Raw genomic sequence first — 18,826 nt, 5'->3', positions numbered from 1 at the left:
ACTGGGTCAGGGATATCTTGCTTTCTGGCATAGAAGAGTGAATGGATGAACGGGTTATTAAGGAGTGGTCTTGATGGGAACATATCGGAGGAAGACGCCGGAGGAACTGCTGCTCTCTATCTATGAGCTGCATCGTGGACGCCTGAAGATCTATATAGGTCCGGTCAGTGGATCAGGCAAGACCTATCAGATGCTGCGTGAGGGGCAGGCGCTGAAAGCACAGGGCATCGATGTTGTAATCTGTGCGGTTTCAACCAACCAGAGTCCAGAAACAAGGGATCAGCTGGGTGACTTGGAACGGATTCCAAGTATTCATTGGTTTCAGAAGGAGATCGAGAAGAAGGATCTGGACGTGGAGGCCATTGTGGCGCGTAATCCAGAGGTTGTACTGACCGATGGATTGGCTCATCATAATCGCGAGGGTGCGGAGAGATCAACTAGGCTGGAGGATATCAAATATTTATTGGGCTGTGGAATTAGTGTCATCACAACTGTAAACGTATACGAGCTGGAGGGCGCAGCAGATCTAGCGCGAAAGTGGACGGGGATTGAGGTGGAGTATTCCTTGCCTGCGGAAGTGCTCACCCTTGCAGATGATATCGTTCTAATTGATGTGACTCCGGAAAAGATACTTCAACGTTTGTCCGAAGGACATTTGGGCAAGAAGCAGCGGACATCGCTTTTTAACAAAGGGAATCTAAGCAAGCTGCGGGAGCTGGCGCTGAGAATGGTAGCGGAGGATGTTAATGGTTCGCTGGAGAAGCATCGGGAGGAGCAAGGGTTGCTTGGAGCTTCGGGGATTGCCGAAAAAGTGTTGGTGTCCGCACAGTATTATTGGAATGGCTCGATTCATATCCGCCGTGGACAGCAAATCGCTAAACGGTTAAACGGAGATCTGGCGGTGGTATCCTTCTGGAAGCAGGGCCTGACGCCCTCTAAGGAAGCAGCAACCTTCAAGCGATCCCTATGGAAGCTGACTGAGAAGATTGGGGCCTCGATGGAGGAGATTTCTTTTCGCTCGAAGAGGGAGATTCCGGGACTTCTAGTGAAATACGCCATCCAGCATAATATTACCCGTATCGTTATGGGACACTCCAAGCAAACGGCGTGGCAGGAGCTGTGGAAGGGTTCGATTGCTAACTCATTGTTAAAACAAATCCGCGGAGTAGATGTGTTTTTCGTGGCTGATCGTGCTGAGCGTGAGGGAGAACGCGTTCTTCCTACCCGGCAGAGCCGAAATGAGCGGAAAGCCGATGCCTATCACAGATTAAGCAGTCAGGAAGTAAAGGATAAAATCGATGCCATTCGTGGGGGCACATTTAAAGTGTACATTGGTGCTGCTCCCGGAGTGGGCAAGACTTATAAGATGCTGCGAGAAGGAAATGATCTCCTAAAGAGAGGGATCGATGTTGTTATTGGACTACTAGAAACGCATGGACGTAAAGAAACCCTTGAACAGATCGGTGATCTGGAGATCCTTCCGCGACTGAGTATTGACTATCGGGGGACTGTCCTTGAGGAAATGGATACGGCAGCTATCATTAAGCGTAATCCGGAGGTCGTACTGGTAGATGAACTGGCACATACCAATATGCCGGGCAGCAAACATAAGAAGCGGTATATGGATGTTATGGAGTTATTGGATGCAGGGATCTCTGTAATCTCCACAGTGAATGTTCAGCACTTAGAAAGCTTGAATGATGCTGTAGAACAAATTACCGGAGTTAGAGTTAGAGAGACTTTCCCAGACAGCATTCTGCAACGGGCCGACGAGGTTGAACTTATCGATGTATCTCCTAAAACACTGCAAGAGCGGATGAAGGATGGGAAAATATATGCGATGACCAAAGTGGATCAGGCGCTGGGGGCTTTTTTCAAAATCGGCAATCTAATCGCCCTCCGTGAACTGGCGCTGCGGGAAATTGCTGATGATGTGGATGAACGTCTGGAGGCCTGGGAACGTGTCGGGTCGCTGCGGGGACCTTGGCGGCGGCAGGAAGTGATCTATGTGTGCATCACCTTAGGAGATCATGCGGAACGTCTGATTCGGCGAGGTTTTCGGATTGCCTATCGTCTAAAAGCTTGCTGGTATGTTACGTACGTACAGGAATATAAGCAGAGCGGGCCTTCTTACGATAAACGAATTAATGATTTGAAAGAATTGACGGAACGACTGGGTGGAACGTTTAAGATGATTCCTAACGTGCTCCCGGCACGAGTGTCTTCCTTGCTGCTTGAAAGGTCTCAAGCCTTACAGAGCACACAGATTATTATCGGCCAATCTCAACGCTCCTGGGTACGTAAATGGCTGCGTGGGGATGTCACTAAGCAGATTCTGCGTTCGGCCAGAAATGTAGATGTACTGGTCGTGGCAAATCTTATGCGTGAGGAACCTTAAGCTTTAGAACAATGAAAAAAGGGGATTCCTAGCCAAGTGGCTGTTGGAATACCCTTTTTTGGTATGCATATATCAAGTGCTAAATAATTAACCGGATGAATTACTGGGCCGCTTCGATGAGTGCTTTCAGCTCGGGAAGATTGAATCCTTTGGTGGCATGATCCCCTGCTACAGTAACAGGAACACCCATGAAACCAAGCTTTTCGACTTCCTCTTGATAGACTGTGCTAGTCATAACATCTCTTACTTCAAAAGGGATACCTTGCTCCGTAAGATATTGTTTGACCAGATTACAATCGCTGCAGCCTGCTGTTGAATAAACAATCACTTGCTGGCTCATTGGTTCACAGCCTCTTTGATAGCATCTCTTGTGATCTTCCAGTGGGAAGTGTTCCAGCGAACCTCATTATCCTCAAGCAGGAAGAGCTGTGGAGATTCATGCTTAATCCCGAAATCCTCGGCAATTTGATTGGAAACTGGACGATCCTCGATGACTAGAACTACTGCTGCTGCAGTATCCGCATCCTTTAGATAAGCCTGGAATTCTTCATTAGCTTTGGCGCTAATCGGGCAGGTAGTGCTGTGTTTGAACAGCAGTTTTTTGCCAGGTTTAGCCACATACTGCTTAAGATCTTCCAATGTATGAAGTTGTTGAATAGACATAGATATCACCCTCCTGGGATCGTTATTTTACTAACCATTGTGTTGTTAACAACCTGTAATCATGATTGTAACATATATTAAATTTAAAACAAAAAGGATTCTGGAGCAGCTAATCCAAGGATGACCAAACCCTCATTTTAGCGCGTTGAAAAAAAGGGGACGGCATGCTAAGGTGAAAGCAAGACAACTTGCTTCAATAATCCTTACTAGGTAGGAGTGTTGATAAGAATGAACAGAGTCGCATGTGTGACTGGAGCTGATCGGGGTCTTGGATTGTCTCTTGTACACTCTCTTTTAGAGAAACAGTTCTCAGTATTTGCTGGACAATACATGAGAGACGCAGATGAATTGAAAGCGCTTCAAGAAGAGTATCCGGAACAGCTGGAACTTATTCCACTCGATATTGGTAGTAAGGATAGTGTAAAGCAGGCAGCAAGGGCTATCGCCAGCAGAACTGGGCATGTTGATATTCTTATTAATAATGCCGGAATTATTCATTCCGCAGATGATGCTACGATGCTGGTGGATATGGATGATGAGGGCATGGCAGAGATTTATAATGTGAATACGCTAGGCGCGTTGAGAGTCAGCAATGCACTTATGGGTCTATTATTGCAAAGTAAGGATAAATTAATTGTTAATATTTCTTCGGAAGCGGGCAGCATTGGCAGAAATAAGCGTATTAATATGTACGGCTACTGCATGTCTAAAGCGGCACTGAATATGCAGTCCTCCCTGATGCACAATCATCTAAAGACGCTTGGGGGTCAAGTGATGGTGTTTCACCCCGGCTGGATGAAGACTTATATGCATGGCGAAAAAAATGAGCAAGCGGATATTTCACCTGATGTGTCCGCAGATCAGATTATAAGTCAGGTTATGGAGTATAAAAAATATCTAGGGGATGAGCCGGCCTATCTTGATGTGGATGGCAATACATGGCCTTGGTAGAGGGGTTTCCCGTAATCAAAAAAAGTACACGAAGAAAGGCGATGATAGGATGTCTATACTAAAAGCACTGGCACTCGGAAGTTATACGGAGGTTAAATATCATCCATTTGCGGGTGTAGACCGAGAGATTGAGCAGATACTGGCCAATGATCTACAGGTAATCTCCTCGGAAGATTACGGGCTGCTTAATAAAGAAACATTATCTGACTACAAGCTGGTAATCTCCTATACCGAATTCTCCGATGATAAAATACCGGCGGAACAAAGCAGCGCATTGCTCTCCTATGTGGCTAATGGTGGCGGATTACTAGTGGTACATAACGGAATCTCCTTACAGCGTAATCAGGAGCTGGGCGCCATGCTGGGAGCTCATTTCACTCATCATCCAGAATTCACTTCGCTCCAGATGTCCATACCGGCAGGGGAGCATCCCATTATGCAGGGAATCGAAGAATTTGTGATCGATGATGAGCCTTATTATTTTGAGCAGCATCCCTATTTCGAAACAACTGTGCTTATGGAATATCCTCATGATGGGGCAATGAGGCAGGCGGCTTGGTGCCATGAATTTGGTCTAGGCCGGGTTGTTTATTTAATGCCTGGTCATCATTTGCCGTCATTTTCCGTAGAGCCTTTTCGCCAGATGATTCGTAGAGGTGGACTTTGGGCGGCGGGATTATTGTAGGATATAAGCGGATATACCTGTTGTAACATAAAACACGAGTCCAACTGCGGGTTAACTGCGGTTGGATTTTTTTGTTGACTCTAACATTGGTGTCAGGGTTTATACTGGTGTAGAACAATTCTCATGAACCCCGGGGAGAATGCTATGAAAATAGGTGAGCTTGCTAAACTGACGGGCGTAAGCGTCCGTTCACTTCGTTACTATGAGAGTCAGGGATTAATCTCGCCGATCCGTCAGGCCAACGGATATCGGGAGTACTCTTTACTTGCTGTAGAGACGGTAGAAACGATTAAACTATATTTGAACCTGGGTCTGTCGACAGAGCAGATCGCGGGCTTTCTACATTGTGTGTTGAAGAACAAAGAAGCCTTCTGCGCAGAAGTGATGCCACTATACCGCAGTAAACTGGAGGATATTGAACGTCAGCTTGTAGAGCTAAATCAGATCAAGAGGAATTTGGAAGAACGAATGGCATCTATCTTGCAGGAGCAGGATGAGAGCAAGTTGGGCGCGTGTACACTGGAGAACTTGGAATAGGTACTGCTGGTGCTGGAAAATATGAGGAGGAATGGCAAATGTCAATTATAAATGCCGATAGCGCGGATTGGGTGCGGGCAGAAATACGTGGTGGAGGAACCGTGCTGGTGGATTATGGTGCGCCATGGTGCCCCCCTTGTAAGGTGCTGTTGCCTCTTCTGGAAGATCTTCACCAGGAATATGGAGACGATGTTTCTATTGTAAAGGTGAATTGTGATGAACTTCCGGATCTTGCTGGGGAAGCTGGTGTTATGGGGATGCCTACTGTCATTGTATATAAAGAGGGACAGCCTATAGAAAAGCTGGTCGGTCTGCGTCCGAAAGCAGCCTACCAAGGCATACTGAACAAGGTTCTCCAAGCATAAGGCAATAAATATAAAGATGAAATTAGGGAGACTCCATATTGTGGGGTCTTCTTTTTGTGCATGAATTAACCATCTTCGGTAAAAAATACGAACACAGCTATAAAGGAGGTGATGAGGGTGTGGGGTAGTATTTTAGAGCTAATTCCTAAATGGAGCGTAATTTTCCAAGGTTTTATGATCTTTTTCGTTCCGTTTATTCTAATTCGTACGACGAGTTGGGCTAGGGCAAAGGAAGATACGATAAGTACTAGAGCAAAAAAAGCTGCCGGCAGCATAGGCGGGGGTGTTCCTTACGGAGAAACATCTATAGGTACTAGCGGCACGAAAAAGGTTGCTAAGCCAGATGGATCGGCTGATCTAAGTGAAGGTCCTACAGGAGCAAGCTATAGCGGTCAATTTCGGGAGGATTTGCAACGATTTAAAGAGATGAGCACAGATATGCATGATGTGAGTTTTCGGGAGTTGCGTATCGGAGGTATAAAGCTGCAAGCGGCCCTTATATTTGTAGATGGATTGACGGATAAAGATAAAATGGATCGGAATATTCTGAAGCCTTTAATGGATGCTTATCAGGTCTTTAAGGATCCCCATACGATACCGGAAGCAAAGGATCTAAAAGATATTCTCATTCATGAAATTGTGCTTATTTCGGAAGTTGAGTTTACGGATAATGTGAAGCTCTCGCTTCAAAAGGTGTTGTTCGGCTCTGTAGTGCTGCTAGTGGAAGGGATACCGGAGGCTATTGTGCTCAGCACCCCGAAGGGGAACACAAGAGGGATAGAGGAGCCTGAATCAGAGGCAGTCTTGCGGGGATCACGAAGCGGATTTAATGAGACGTTAAGTGACAACACAGCATTACTGCGCAGGCACGGGCAAAGCACAGAGCTAGCGATGATTTCGTTTACTGTAGGAAAGAGAATGAAGAAGGATTTGGTTCTAACTTATATCAAAGATATCGCGAATGATGAACTTGTCGAAGAAGTCAAACGAAGAATTAGGACGATTGATATAGATGATGTGCAAGAATCTGGTTATGTGGAGCAATTAATCGAAGATAATAGCTTCACGCCATTCCAGCAGATTCAGAATACGGAAAGACCTGACCGCGTAATGGCAGCGCTACTGGAAGGGAGAGTAGCTATTTTACTGGATGGCACTCCCTTTGCCCTGATCATGCCAGTTTCCTTCGGGATGCTGCTGCAATCACCTGAGGATTATTACGATCGGTGGATGGTGGGTTCGTTGGTGCGCTTACTGCGTTTTCTCGCGGCATTGATATCAATGTTTGCACCGGCACTATATATTTCCTTCCTCTCCTTTCAGCCAGGATTGATTCCAACAAAGTTGGCTATTTCAATCATCAGCTCCCGCCAAGGTGTACCTTTTTCGGTATTAATCGAAGCATTGATTATGGAGACCTCCATCGAAATATTACGGGAGGCTGGACTCCGGCTGCCTAAACCTATCGGTCCTGCAATGGGGATTGTTGGCGGTCTAATCATCGGTCAAGCCGCGGTAGAAGCCGGAATTGTGAGTCCAATTCTAGTCATCGTTGTTTCAGTTACAGCAATTTCTTCCTTCACCATCCCTATGTATAGTGCTGGAATGACACTTCGCACGCTCCGTTTTGTAGCTATGTTTTCTGCAGCAGTCTTTGGATTATATGGAGTTGTGTTATTTTTCCTTTTCCTGAGTGCCCATTTAATCAAGCTAAGAAGCTTTGGCATGCCCTATCTTGGCATGTTCATACCGTATAAGATTAAGGATTGGAAAGATTTTATATTCCGTATGCCACTGCAATTTCTAACAGGCCGCCCTACGCTGTTGAAGCCGAAGGACCCCCGACGCAAAGGGTGAGGGGTCTAGGTAAAGGAGGAAGAAATTATGAGTACCGAGGTTAAGGACCGAATTACTGCTGTTCAAGCAACGATCATATTAGCCAATTATACTATTGCGGCAGGGATACTTACACTTCCTCGGACGATTGTAGAGGCTAGTGAGACTCCAGACGTATGGATCTCCGTTTTTTTAGGGGGAGTGATTACCTTTTTTACAGGTTTAATTATAGTGAAGCTTAGTCAACGGTTTCCAGGTCAAACCATCTTTCAATTTAGCGGGAAAATCATTGGCAAGCCACTTGGAGTGATTCTTTCTATATTAGTGATTGTTTATTTTCTGTGCATAGCCAGTTTTGAAGCACGTTCCGTGCAGGAAGTGACCTCTTTTTTTCTGCTGGAGGGAACCCCTCCTTGGGCTATTGTTGCCGTGTTTATTTGGATAGCCTTCTATTTGTGCAGAGGAGGGCTTAATGCCATAACTAGCATGTGTAGGTTGATTGTTCCGATTGCATGGACAGTTTTTGTTGGGGTATGTTTGCTTAGTGTTGAAGTTTTTGATATCGATAATCTGCGGCCTTTTCTTGGAGATGGGTTAGGACCGGTATGGAAGGGCATCAGGCCAACCATTCTGACTTTTACTGCTGGTGAAGCGATGCTGTTCATTGTTGCTTTTATGGATAAGCCACAAAAAGCAGTAAAGGTAATTATTGCTGGATCATGTATATCAACGTTCTTTTATCTTTTAGCCGTTGTAATGACTATTGGTGCGTTTTCTATAGATGGAGTGGTCACAAGAACTTGGCCATTTCTTGATCTAGTGAGAAGCTTTGAGGTGAATTATCTTATTTTTGAGAGGTTTGAATCGCTGCTGCTGGTAATCTGGATTATGCAAATTTTCTGCACCTTCTGCATCACTATTTATGCTGCTGCTTTGGGAGTTTCTCAAATATTTCATAAACGATTTAATAGCTGCTTATTGGCTATACTTCCAGTAGCCTATGTAGTTTCCAGAACGCCTCCAAATGTGAATGCTCTGTTTGCATTAGGGACAGTTGTGGGGAATTGGATGATCGTTTTATTTGGATTAATTCCATTGCCGCTGTTAATCATCGCACATTTCCGGAGGGCGGCTTCATGAAAAAGTGGAGAGTGTCGATTACATTTCTTATATTATGTATTCTGTTGACCGGTTGCTGGAGCAGTACACCTGTTGAGGAGTTGAGTATGGAGATTGGTGTTGCCCTGGACAGTGCGGAGGAGACAGGGGATGAGGAGGCAACTCAGCAAGGAGGTGGGGGGAATCCCATGCCTGCCCAAATAATGAGTACCTATCAGTTTACGATTCCTCAAGGCTCAGGAGGGTCAGGTATGAAGTCTGGGGCTTCCCCATCCTCAACCAGAAATTACTATAACATGAGTGAAGTAAGTGATTCGATGTTTGAAGCATTACGGGCACTTTCACTGCGTACTAGACGTACTCCGATCGGACATCACCTTAAGGTCATTGTGATCGGTGAGAAGCTTGCACGCTCTACTAAGTTTTCTGAGTTAATTGATTTCTTTAGCAGGGATAACGATATTCGTCCCAGTGTTCTACTATATGTCAGCAAGGGAAAAGCCAGAGATGTATTGGAAAATGCGCTGCCGGGCCAAACCCCTTCATTTGTATTAGAGGGGATTTTTGTGAATAGAAGTCGGAGCACGAGGATATGGGAGCCAGTTTCAATAGCTAAAGTAGCGGGTCCTTTGCATGGTAAAAGAAGTTTCATGTTGCAGAATGTAATATCTTTAGAAAAAGAGAAGGAGACAAAGCTGGATGGAGCAGGCGTAATTAAAGGGAAAACGGGAAAACTCGTTGGTTTTTTTGATGCATCGGAGCTGGAAGGAATGGTCTGGCTGACTGGAAAGGGAGAGGGGGGTGCTCTCAAAGCATACGACCCGTCTAACAATAAGCTCATTACCTATGAAATCAAATCCCTGGGTAGCAAGTATAAGGCTATTGTGAAGGATGGGAAGATCTCCTTTCATGTGAAAATAGAATCTACGGGGAGATATGGTGAGGCTTTTGCTAAGAGTGCGAAGAAGTTACATGACGGCATTGTAAAGGAGGATAAAGCAGTGCTAGAGAAGCATGTCGTAGACATGCTTCAGGTCACTGTGAAAAAAATGCAGAAGGAGCTGCATACAGAGGTTGCAGGTTTCGGCAACGCTTTGCGTATTCAACATCCAGCCGTATGGCGGAGCGTAGAGGATAACTGGGATGAAACCTTTAGCGAGATTCCGATTACCTATGAAGTGAAACTGAATATTGAAGAGTATGGTGCATCAGATACATCGGCTGAATAGAAAGGGCTATTTGCAATGTTGTATGGAGCTACTTCGTTTGTGTCTGGATAGGAATGACATCATTCTGATGCAGTGCATCGAGCACTTCATCCTTTAATTGAGATGTGAAGGCATTCCATGTTTTTTTACCGATGTCCAGTTCTTCACGTCCAATAGCATTCAGTGTTTCTAGCCACAGACGTTTGTCGTTAATCAGCCCAAGTTGATCTTGAATCTCCTTATAGATCTCCTCATGCGCATGGAATTTCTGATTTAACGCAAAATCGGCTGCACTCGCGGTATAGCGCAGTTCCTTAGCGGCAATTCTTAGCTGGTGCAAAGCGTCGAAGGCTTCTTTAGATTCGGCATTGTCTTCATGAAAAATAGCTTTACAGGTTTTTTTCTTCTGCTCATAAGCGATCTCAAGCTCACGCATAACAACGTTAACATTCTTTTTTGCGACTAGGGCTTCAAGCTGCTCGCTTAGGAAGGTCTTCCACTTTTCCTCGAGGCCTTCATTGATTAGTTCAGGCAGCTCATTAGTGAGCTTCTTGCGGTAAGTTTTGCGCTTGTCCTTTTGGTAAGCAATCACTGCCTTTAACAGGTCTGCAGTTTTAGAATCTCCGTTCTCCTTCGCTTGCTTGCGCTTGTTCTTAAAAGATTCTATTAGAACATCTGCATCTCTCACTTTACCTAATCTCTTTTGCGCTTTTTTGAAAATAGGGTACAGGCCTGAAGTGTGCCGCGGATCAAGAATGGATAATAGACTTAGCAGCTTACGGCAGTTCACTCTTGCCTGGTGGATATCTTCATCAGCGAATTTATTTAATGCGTCATGGCTGTAATCCCAAAAGTTGATATAAAGGTGGTTAAGGGCTTGTTCCCATTGCTTTGTTTTGGTTAGCTGTCGTTCTTTGGTCAGCTTGTCTCCTGTCATGCAGCATCACTCCTTAACGTTTGGGATAGCATGAATTTAGGGCTTCCCCTATTATGCTCTGGGGCAAGTCCATTTACTATAAGAATAGCGTTATCATAACCTCATTTCAATTCTCTACTCACAGCATAGAGACAGATCGGTTACAATATTACTATCATTATTTATACGGATAGGCTTGGATCTTTAGCTGGTAGAGAATAGCAGGTCTCGTGGCTCATATTCGGGAAAGAGGGGCTTTGGTGGATACTCGTGAGTATGATTCAATAGTTAGTAAACTTCCTTCAGAAATGGGGCTCTTTCAACATCTGAGTGCAAAGGATGAGAGCAAAGATACAGAAGCAGGGAGCCTAGAAGATATGTTGGTTCCATTCGCTTTTGAGGAAACCTTATGCAGGGATGTTGGAGCGGGCATTATACCTCCTAGCTTACATCTGTGGAGTCATTCTGGTGGTGTGGCGCTTGGACTTCGGGACAGTAAGCTACCGTGTGCAGCTCAGGCGATGCTTATGCTTGAGGAGCAAGGGATTAGAACGGCGGTTAGGCATTCAGGCGGGGCTGCGGTGCCTCTGGATTCAGGGATCGTTAATGTTTCTCTAGTTCTGCCCAAAGGACGTGGAAAGCTGGACTTTCATGATGACTTTAAGCTCTTGGCTGCTTTGATCACGGAAGCGGTTGCTATAAGTCATCCACAGGCTGCGGCGCAAATTGAGGCTGGTGAGATTGTTGGTTCTTACTGCCCGGGTGATTTCGATCTGGCCATTAATGGTCGGAAGTTTTGTGGGATCGCTCAGCGTAGGCAGAATAATGCTTATTTTGTACATGCATTTGTTGTAGTTTCTGGCTCGGGACAAGAACGCGGTGAACAAATCCGCGATTTCTATGCGCAAGCCTCCGGAGGAGACTCCTCATTAGCTTATCCACGGGTTCGTCCAGAGACGATTGCTGGACTTGGTGAACTCGGTGGACCTGAAGTGGCGACAGTGTTTGTGGAGGGAATTATTCAGGCTTTAATTCACCGGGGAGTGTCTCTTAGACCATCCGGCATTTTGCAGCAAGAGACAGGATACAGCTTGGACTATGATGATCCACGTGTGCTCGATGCAACGCGGGTGCTTCGCGAGCGGTATTCCTGAGGGCTAAGCATGGGTTGGAGTCTGTTAAAAAAGGACGTAATGGAAAGCTGGCTAGAGCCAGCCTACGAAACGTCTTTTTTTAATATTCAATCACGCTCTTTTAATTATACAACTCAGGACGTCTGTCCGAAAAAATCGGAATTTGTTTCCTAATCTCACGCACCTGATGTAAATCGATATCTCCAGTTAGAATTTCTTCCTCTTCAGAAGCTTCACACACAATATCTCCCCAAGGATCAATAATCATAGAATGCCCAGCAAAGATATTGGCTGGATCGCTGCCTGCACGGTTGCAGGCTACAACATAACATTGATTCTCGATGGCCCGGCTGATCAACAGCGCCCGCCAGTGGGACAACCTGGGCAGTGGCCATTCAGCGCAGACGAACAGGATTTCCGCCCCTTGTGCGGTATGGGCGCGAACCCACTCCGGAAAACGGATATCGTAACAGATTAGCCCTGCACATAAGATGCCGTCCAATGTGAAGAGTCCTTTAGTTTCTCCCGGTTGGAGATACAAATGCTCCTCCATCAGCTGGAACAAATGCAGCTTGCTGTATTGTCCAACAAGCTCACCTGATCGATTAAATACATACATACGATTGGTGACCCCAGCATCATTACGGCTAGCCACTGAACCGGCGATGATATTGATGCTGTATTGTTTAGCCAAGCTGGAGATGAATTCCTTGGTAATTTCTCCTTCTAGATCGCCAATATCTTCTAAGCGAGTCAGATCATAGCCAGTGGTCCATAGCTCAGGGAGAATCAGACAATCAGGGGCTGCGGAAGCAGCTTCATTTATTTTCTGGGCAACAGCAGCATAATTCATAGCGGGATTGCCAAATGCTATATCCAGCTGAATCAGGGATATTCTCATAGGTATCCTCCTCTTTTGTTCAAGCGTATAGCACCGGATAAGGATAAGCAATGTTGATTTTTTAAAAATGATTTGATATATTAGTTGACGGGTCAATGATTATGCGTTAGTATAATTTTGTACAAAACAATTGCATGCAATTAAATTTAGAAAGGAGGCATATTTTGACGGAGCACTGTCCTGAGGAAGAGCATATATTTGAACTGCTGCAGGCTTTAAACAAAGGAATCTCTCCAAAATTCGAACGTTGTGCCGGGATTAGTCCCACACGGCTTCGCCTCCTGCACGAACTGTTTCGGGTAGACGAAGTCAGCCAAATCAGTCTGCAAAAGGAAATGGAGATTGATGGGGCAGCCGTCACACGTCATCTGAAGGGATTGGAAGAGAGTGGCATGATCGCCCGCCGCAATAACCCAGCCGATAACAGGGTCACATTGGTCTCATTAACCGATCAAGGTCGGGAAAGAATGGTTAAATATAGCGAAGAGAAAAGGCGGTTTATCGCTACTTTGCTAACAGGTTTTAACGATCAGGAGCGAGCAGTGCTCATTGATATGCTTAATCGTCTGCAATCTAATATCATTCTGTTGTAACTTACAAATCACACACTCAAAGGAGAATTACACATATGAACGCTACACAAACAAATGATTTTCAAGAAATTATTACAGGACGCCGCTCTATCCGCAAATATGATCCATCCGTTAAAATCAGCAAAGAAGAAATGACACAGATCCTTACCGAAGCTACACTTGCTCCATCTTCAGTGAACATGCAGCCTTGGCGTTTTCTGGTCATTGAAAGTGACGAAGCTAAAGCTACTTTAGCGCCTCTCGCTCGTTTTAATAACGTACAAGTAGAGACTTCTGCAGCTATGATTGCCATCTTTGGTGATCTGAACAACTTCGATTATGCTGAAGAAATTTACGGTACTGCTGTTGAACGTGGACTTATGCCTGCTGAAGTAAAAGAAAATCAATTAACCAGATTATCCGCTCATTTCGCTAACCTGCCACGGGAAATTAACAGAGACACCGTGCTTATCGATGGCGCACTTGTTGCTATGCAGCTGATGCTGGTTGCTCGTGCACATGGTTACGATACAAACCCAATTGGTGGATTTGAAAAAGACCAAATCGCTGAAGCGTTTGGTATGGAAAAAGATCGTTATGTTCCTGTAATGCTACTCTCCATTGGTAAAGCTGTTGATGCAGGTTACCCATCTGTTCGTCTGCCTATCGATAAAGTTGCTGAGTGGAAATAATTATAAAGTTAGTAAGCCAACGCGCTACCATAAACACTAATCTTAGGAGGAATATACAATGATCATTATTCATGCTGTACTTAAAGTTAATCCAGAGCGTCGTGAACAGTTTTTGACGGAGTCTAAAGCATTACTGGCTGCTACTCATGCTGAAGAGGGTAACCTTTCTTATGAGCTATATGAGAATGCTGGAGAAGCCAACTCATTTATTATGATTGAGCAATGGCATGATGCTGAAGCAGTATCCAGCCACAATACGAGCGCTCATTTCACTGCTTTCTCAGCTAAAGCTGGCGAATTCTTGGCTGCTCCTCTAGATGTTAAAGTATTTAGCGCAGAACAGGTAAAATAAGCTGTCTCCATTCTTAGCGAATTCTGTTTAAACCTAAACAGGGATGATCCATAGCCATAAAGGCTGTGGGGCATCCCTGTTTTGCATTTCACCCCGTTTATAAAAAGGAGATCTAGGGTATCTATCCTTACCTTGATTCAAAGGCATGCAATATAAACGATGGGGGACTTTACATATGAAGACACAGAGAAATATGATTGATTTCTTGAATTATTATCTATCCGGCGGATCGCTTGCCCGTATTATGGGTGTAGCAGGAGAAGAGGTGGAGCGTAAGCTTGAGGGGATAGACCTAGAGGCTGCCAGAGCCTATCGTCAGACGCTTGGCGGGGTCATTACGACAAGTCAGCAGCTATTCCAACTTCCTGGATTTAGTCCAAGCTTACTGGAACAACTTACTGAAGTATTGGGCAGACTAGACTCAGGTAAGCTAAAGGTTCTGGCTCCGCAGACTACGTGGAATAATCAAGTAACACCTTACGTGAATGGTCCAGAGTGTCTAGGAATGATATTAGAGGAGATCAGAAAAGCGCAGCATTATATCCACCTGTCTGTCATGCTTTTTTTTAATGATCGTTCGGGGAATCTGGTTGCAGATGAACTGTTTTATGCTCTTAAGCGTGGCGTTAAGGTAAGGGTTATGGTCAATTACACATTGACGGCTTTGGGGTACGGAAATAATCTGGAGTACGGCCAGTTCTCCAAGATTGCTGATCAGCTTGAGAATGCAGGCGCCAAGCTGCTGAATACCTTCAATTCGTATTATACAGCCATTGAATGGCGGGTGAAACGAAAGGCGCTGGAGCAAGAGGGAGTGCCGGGAAGTATCCTGTTTCTGCAGGATAAAGTGCAAGAGGATGTTGAGGTTACAGGACTGAATGTCATCGATCATCGGAAGTTTATGGTCATAGATGGGGTAACCTCGATTATAGGCAGTGTAAACATTGGTGACCAATATACGTATGAGACCCCAGTTCAGGCGTCCTCTGCAATGAGTATAGACGGACATCCACAGGGGATTCCTAGTAAAGAGGCTGAGTGGCATGATGGCTGCTTCCGGATTCGCGGCGCTGCAGCGCAGCCTTTGAATGCGATGTTCTATTCTCGCTGGCTGCTACTAGGCGGAGATCATTTTGATGTGAATGATGTCTTTTATTATCCTGATGTAGATTATCATTTTGGTGAGGAAGAATGTACGCTGTTAGCAAGCTTTCCAGGTAACCCGGTTAACCTGATTCAACAATATTATCTGGATTTAATTACTTACGCGGCTGAAGAGACTATCATCGTGAATCCTTATTTGATTGATCAGGATTTTTGGGATCGGCTCGGGCTGCTTGGTCCGGAATGCTCGTGTAATTTGAACATTTGCAACCCGCTGGAGGTCAATGATCATCCTACAAATCGCGCGGCGGTAAGAGGCAATATGTATATGCCGTTTATTAACGGTGTTTCCTTCTATGACTACAGTGCCACCGGTCGATTTTCCCATTGGAAAATTACCTATGATCATAGATCACAAGCCGTTTTTCATGGTTCATATAATATCAACGAAAGAAGTGCCTGCCACGATTTTGAGCTGGGAATGCTGGTAAAAGGGGAGGCCTTTGCAGAGCAGATAAAGTCTATGATCGATTATGACCTGAGTGTCTCGCGGAAGATTACCAGTAAAAGTGAGTTCTTTAAGCATCCTTGGCTACACCCTAGTACTTATCTGAATAAGGTAACCCAGAATTATACTTGATAAATTGGGCTAATTCTCATGATATAATGATCGTTATAAATCATTAGGGTGGAGTATTGGCTATGCAAATCAAAATTACAAAAAGTGGTTTGAAAAAGGACGAGGTATTCTTTCTCACAGAATTTGGGGAGGGCCGGGGAATCTGGTGTGGTGCTCCTGTGAATCCAGGGGCAGAAATGGATGTGGAATTCGAGCTTTCGGAGCTGCTTATGAGGTGGGTGGATATCCATCCTGTACCTGCAGGTGAGTTCAATATCAGGCTCGAGCAGGATAAGGTTATTTTTACGGGCGTGTTGGAGAATATTGAAGAAGATGGCACAGGATACTTACGAATAGGTGAAGGGTTAGTGATGTTCGAGTGTCTCGGTGAACCTATGGCACTGGGTGTGTTCGTAGAATTGCAGGTTCGTGATGTGCGAATCTATCCCTTCAGTATTTGACGCTTCTCAGGGACTAAGATAACATACAAAGATAACATTAGATTCAGAAAGTTAAGCAAGAGGAGTAGAAAGCTATGAACACCGAAATTCAGCAATTTAAGACCGAATTCTTCAAGGCGCTGGCTCATCCGATGCGTATTCGTATTCTGGAGCTGCTCAGCGAAGGTGAGAAGAATGTGAATGAACTGCAGGCTATTCTCGGCTCGGAAGGTTCTGCTGTATCCCAGCAGCTAGCTGTTTTACGCGCCAAAAATGTAGTAACCAGTGTGAAAGAAGGCACCACAGTCATTTATGCCTTACGTGATCCTCTGATCAAGGACCTTCTGGTCGTGGCCAAACAAATATTTGATAACCATCTCGTGAATACCATTTCATTGCTGGAAGGCATGCGCGGCGAGTGAAAATGGCATAGATTAACGTTATTTTGGCGTTGACAACAGTCGCGTCCTAGAGTAATGTTCTTCTTATATTCAAATAATCAGATATTTAAAGAAAAGAAGGTTTGAACATGACAGGGCGGGGTCGTTATAAAGGCTACAACATGAACGCTTTTCGCAAGGATTTGATATCAGGGACAATCGTCGGGGTTATTGCCATTCCTTTAGGGATGGCATTTGCTATTGCTTCTGGTGTAAAGCCGGAGTATGGCATTTATACGACAATCGTTGCCGGCATATGTATTTCATTGTTCGGGGGATCAAAATTTCAGATTGGTGGACCGACAGGTGCATTTATTCCTATCTTGTTCGCCATTGGGATGCAGTATGGTTATGAGAACCTGCTGTTAGCGGGGATGATGGCGGGGGTTATTTTAGTCCTCATGGGATTGTTAAGGCTGGGTGTACTGATTAAATTTATTCCGAAGCCGGTCACGATTGGTTTCACAGCAGGAATAGCGGTTATTATCTTCACCGGACAGATTGCTAATTTCCTTGGGTTAAGGAATATTGAACGGCACGAGAGCTTTGTAGATAACATGAAAGAAATTGGACTTCATCTATCGACGATCAATGGATATAGTATCCTGACCGCCGCGATTTGTCTGGCCGTTGTTATCCTAGCGATTCGCTTCGCTCCGAAGGTGCCGGGCTCATTGGTTGGCCTTCTTTGTGCGACTGTCATAGCAGCGTTATTTTTTAGCGGTAAGGTGACTACGATTGGTTTGGCCTATGGGAATATCCCTAATACACTGCCAAGCTTCCGTTTTCCGACCATTACCTGGGAGCGGATTACACTGCTGATTCGTCCGGCCTTTATCATCGCGATGTTGGGTGCTATTGAATCCTTATTGTCAGCTGTCGTAGCTGATGGGATGACAGGCAGCCGCCATAACAGCAACCGTGAACTGATTGGTCAGGGAATCGCCAATATTGCAGCTCCATTGTTTGGAGGAATTCCAGCTACAGGTGCCATTGCCAGAACCGCCACAAATATCAAAAGCGGTGCAGTTTCTCCGATCTCAGGGATCGTTCATGGGGTAGTGGTATTCCTAATTCTTCTGTTGTTTGCACCCTATGCTTCTAGTATTCCGTTGGCAGCGATGGCTCCTATCTTGATGGTAGTAGCTTGGAATATGAGTGAACGCAAACAATTTCTTCATTTGCTTAAAATCAAAACAGGCGATTCTTTGGTATTATTCATCACCTTCTTGTTGACGATATTTGCAGATTTAACGCTGGCCGTAGAGGTGGGATTAATTCTTGCGGTGATTTTGTTTGTGAAACGGATGGGTGAGGTTCATCTGGTATCCAAAGTATTGCCTGATCCTAATTCCGTCAAGGTAGGGGCACATATGGTAACGGAGAGTCATGATTGTCCGCAGATTGGGATTTATACCGTGGAAGGGCCGCTGTTTTTTGGCGCTGCGTATAGATTTGATGACACCATGCCGGGTTATGGCTCCGATCAGCCGAAAATTATATTAATGCGGATGGGAAAAGTGCCATTCATGGATACTACGGGCGAATCCAATCTGGCGGAGCTGGTGCGGCATTTACATGCTGTTGGAGGGAAACTAATGATCTCTGGTGTTCAGCCACAGCCGTTTGAGCTACTTAAGAGAACCGGGCTATATGACAAAATAGGAGAAGCACAGTTTTATCATCATACCGGTGAAGCGATCAATGAAGCTCTTAGCAGTATTAATCACAACAAATGTATCGGATGCAGTCATGCGGCGTTTAGGGAGTGTACGGCATTATCCTGTCAGGAGGATGCAGGTGGACTACGAGGTCTGACAGGACGCAAGAAGCCAGCATTGCCTCTGAACTAATCAGCGGTACTTGAGCTTAATAAATAAAGTCGGCCTGGGCGC

General features: G+C 45.1%; 20 protein-coding genes. 16 read left to right on the top strand and 4 right to left on the bottom strand.

Annotated elements, in window-relative coordinates; translation table 11 throughout:
- Positions 1 to 73: 73 nt before the first annotated feature.
- The gene (locus tag MHH49_RS07220; RefSeq protein ID WP_036676712.1) at positions 74 to 2,398 is read left to right on the top strand and encodes a histidine kinase; all 2,325 of its coding nucleotides are present in this window, start codon (positions 74 to 76) and stop codon (positions 2,396 to 2,398) included.
- 100 nt (positions 2,399 to 2,498) lie between these two features.
- On the opposite strand, the gene MHH49_RS07215 is transcribed toward MHH49_RS07220, so the two are convergent.
- Complete coding sequence (locus MHH49_RS07215; RefSeq protein WP_036676715.1) at positions 2,499 to 2,738, bottom strand: glutaredoxin family protein; 240 nt, start codon at positions 2,736 to 2,738, stop codon at positions 2,499 to 2,501.
- Complete coding sequence (gene ytxJ / locus MHH49_RS07210) at positions 2,735 to 3,061, bottom strand: bacillithiol system redox-active protein YtxJ (RefSeq protein WP_038568551.1); 327 nt, start codon at positions 3,059 to 3,061, stop codon at positions 2,735 to 2,737. Before ytxJ ends, MHH49_RS07215 begins: the two co-directional genes overlap by 4 nt.
- Positions 3,062 to 3,289: 228 nt before the next feature.
- On the opposite strand from ytxJ, the gene MHH49_RS07205 reads away from it, so the two are divergent.
- From MHH49_RS07205 to MHH49_RS07175, 7 genes are all read left to right on the top strand, one after another.
- A complete protein-coding gene (locus tag MHH49_RS07205) occupies positions 3,290 to 4,012 on the top strand; it encodes an SDR family NAD(P)-dependent oxidoreductase (protein ID WP_036676722.1) in 723 nt (240 codons plus the stop codon).
- A gap of 49 nt (positions 4,013 to 4,061) precedes the next feature.
- Positions 4,062 to 4,697, top strand: a complete 636-nt coding sequence (locus MHH49_RS07200; RefSeq protein WP_076101367.1) for a ThuA domain-containing protein — start codon at positions 4,062 to 4,064, stop codon at positions 4,695 to 4,697.
- A gap of 144 nt (positions 4,698 to 4,841) precedes the next feature.
- Positions 4,842 to 5,234, top strand: a complete 393-nt coding sequence (locus MHH49_RS07195; protein ID WP_036676727.1) for a MerR family transcriptional regulator — start codon at positions 4,842 to 4,844, stop codon at positions 5,232 to 5,234.
- A gap of 38 nt (positions 5,235 to 5,272) precedes the next feature.
- The gene (locus MHH49_RS07190; RefSeq protein WP_036676728.1) at positions 5,273 to 5,599 is read left to right on the top strand and encodes a thioredoxin family protein; all 327 of its coding nucleotides are present in this window, start codon (positions 5,273 to 5,275) and stop codon (positions 5,597 to 5,599) included.
- Positions 5,600 to 5,710: 111 nt separating this feature from the next.
- Positions 5,711 to 7,456: a spore germination protein gene (locus MHH49_RS07185; protein ID WP_076101368.1), complete on the top strand. Its 1,746-nt coding sequence runs from the start codon at positions 5,711 to 5,713 to the stop codon at positions 7,454 to 7,456.
- Between the two features lie 27 nt (positions 7,457 to 7,483).
- Entirely contained in the window at positions 7,484 to 8,575 is a 1,092-nt protein-coding gene (locus MHH49_RS07180; protein ID WP_036676848.1) for a GerAB/ArcD/ProY family transporter, read from the top strand.
- On the top strand, positions 8,572 to 9,783 hold the full coding sequence (locus MHH49_RS07175) for a Ger(x)C family spore germination protein (RefSeq protein WP_036676729.1): 1,212 nt from the start codon (positions 8,572 to 8,574) through the stop codon (positions 9,781 to 9,783). The genes MHH49_RS07180 and MHH49_RS07175 overlap by 4 nt, the downstream gene beginning before the upstream one ends.
- 28 nt (positions 9,784 to 9,811) lie before the next feature.
- On the opposite strand, the gene MHH49_RS07170 is transcribed toward MHH49_RS07175, so the two are convergent.
- Complete coding sequence (locus tag MHH49_RS07170) at positions 9,812 to 10,699, bottom strand: CHAD domain-containing protein (protein ID WP_036676731.1); 888 nt, start codon at positions 10,697 to 10,699, stop codon at positions 9,812 to 9,814.
- Between the two features lie 239 nt (positions 10,700 to 10,938).
- Between MHH49_RS07170 and MHH49_RS07165 the strand changes: the two genes are divergently transcribed.
- Positions 10,939 to 11,832 (top strand): lipoate--protein ligase family protein, encoded by an 894-nt coding sequence (locus tag MHH49_RS07165; RefSeq protein WP_081384020.1) that lies wholly within the window; start codon positions 10,939 to 10,941, stop codon positions 11,830 to 11,832.
- A 100-nt stretch (positions 11,833 to 11,932) separates the two neighbouring features.
- On the opposite strand, the gene MHH49_RS07160 is transcribed toward MHH49_RS07165, so the two are convergent.
- Complete coding sequence (locus tag MHH49_RS07160; protein ID WP_036676852.1) at positions 11,933 to 12,718, bottom strand: carbon-nitrogen family hydrolase; 786 nt, start codon at positions 12,716 to 12,718, stop codon at positions 11,933 to 11,935.
- A 158-nt stretch (positions 12,719 to 12,876) separates the two neighbouring features.
- On the opposite strand from MHH49_RS07160, the gene MHH49_RS07155 reads away from it, so the two are divergent.
- The 7 genes from MHH49_RS07155 (at position 12,877) to MHH49_RS07125 (ending at position 18,784) form a co-directional block, all read left to right on the top strand.
- A complete protein-coding gene (locus MHH49_RS07155) occupies positions 12,877 to 13,305 on the top strand; it encodes a MarR family winged helix-turn-helix transcriptional regulator (RefSeq protein WP_036676732.1) in 429 nt (142 codons plus the stop codon).
- Between the two features lie 35 nt (positions 13,306 to 13,340).
- Positions 13,341 to 13,976, top strand: coding sequence for a nitroreductase family protein (locus tag MHH49_RS07150; RefSeq protein ID WP_076101373.1), 636 nt, complete (start codon positions 13,341 to 13,343; stop codon positions 13,974 to 13,976).
- 58 nt (positions 13,977 to 14,034) lie between these two features.
- Positions 14,035 to 14,328 carry a putative quinol monooxygenase gene (locus MHH49_RS07145; protein WP_038568563.1) on the top strand — a complete coding sequence of 98 codons (294 nt, stop codon included), beginning with the start codon at positions 14,035 to 14,037 and terminating at the stop codon, positions 14,326 to 14,328.
- A 175-nt stretch (positions 14,329 to 14,503) separates the two neighbouring features.
- A complete protein-coding gene (locus MHH49_RS07140; RefSeq protein WP_339812334.1) occupies positions 14,504 to 16,072 on the top strand; it encodes a phospholipase D-like domain-containing protein in 1,569 nt (522 codons plus the stop codon).
- A 62-nt stretch (positions 16,073 to 16,134) separates the two neighbouring features.
- Complete coding sequence (locus MHH49_RS07135; RefSeq protein ID WP_036676739.1) at positions 16,135 to 16,512, top strand: hypothetical protein; 378 nt, start codon at positions 16,135 to 16,137, stop codon at positions 16,510 to 16,512.
- A gap of 74 nt (positions 16,513 to 16,586) precedes the next feature.
- On the top strand, positions 16,587 to 16,913 hold the full coding sequence (locus tag MHH49_RS07130) for an ArsR/SmtB family transcription factor (RefSeq protein WP_036676741.1): 327 nt from the start codon (positions 16,587 to 16,589) through the stop codon (positions 16,911 to 16,913).
- A 107-nt stretch (positions 16,914 to 17,020) separates the two neighbouring features.
- Entirely contained in the window at positions 17,021 to 18,784 is a 1,764-nt protein-coding gene (locus MHH49_RS07125) for a SulP family inorganic anion transporter (RefSeq protein WP_339812330.1), read from the top strand.
- Positions 18,785 to 18,826 lie beyond the last annotated feature (42 nt).

The sequence above is a fragment of the Paenibacillus sp. FSL F4-0122 genome, from assembly GCF_038002845.1.
In the GTDB taxonomy this organism is placed as follows: domain Bacteria; phylum Bacillota; class Bacilli; order Paenibacillales; family Paenibacillaceae; genus Paenibacillus_AQ; species Paenibacillus_AQ odorifer.
This window is presented reverse-complemented; position numbering and strand designations above follow the sequence as displayed.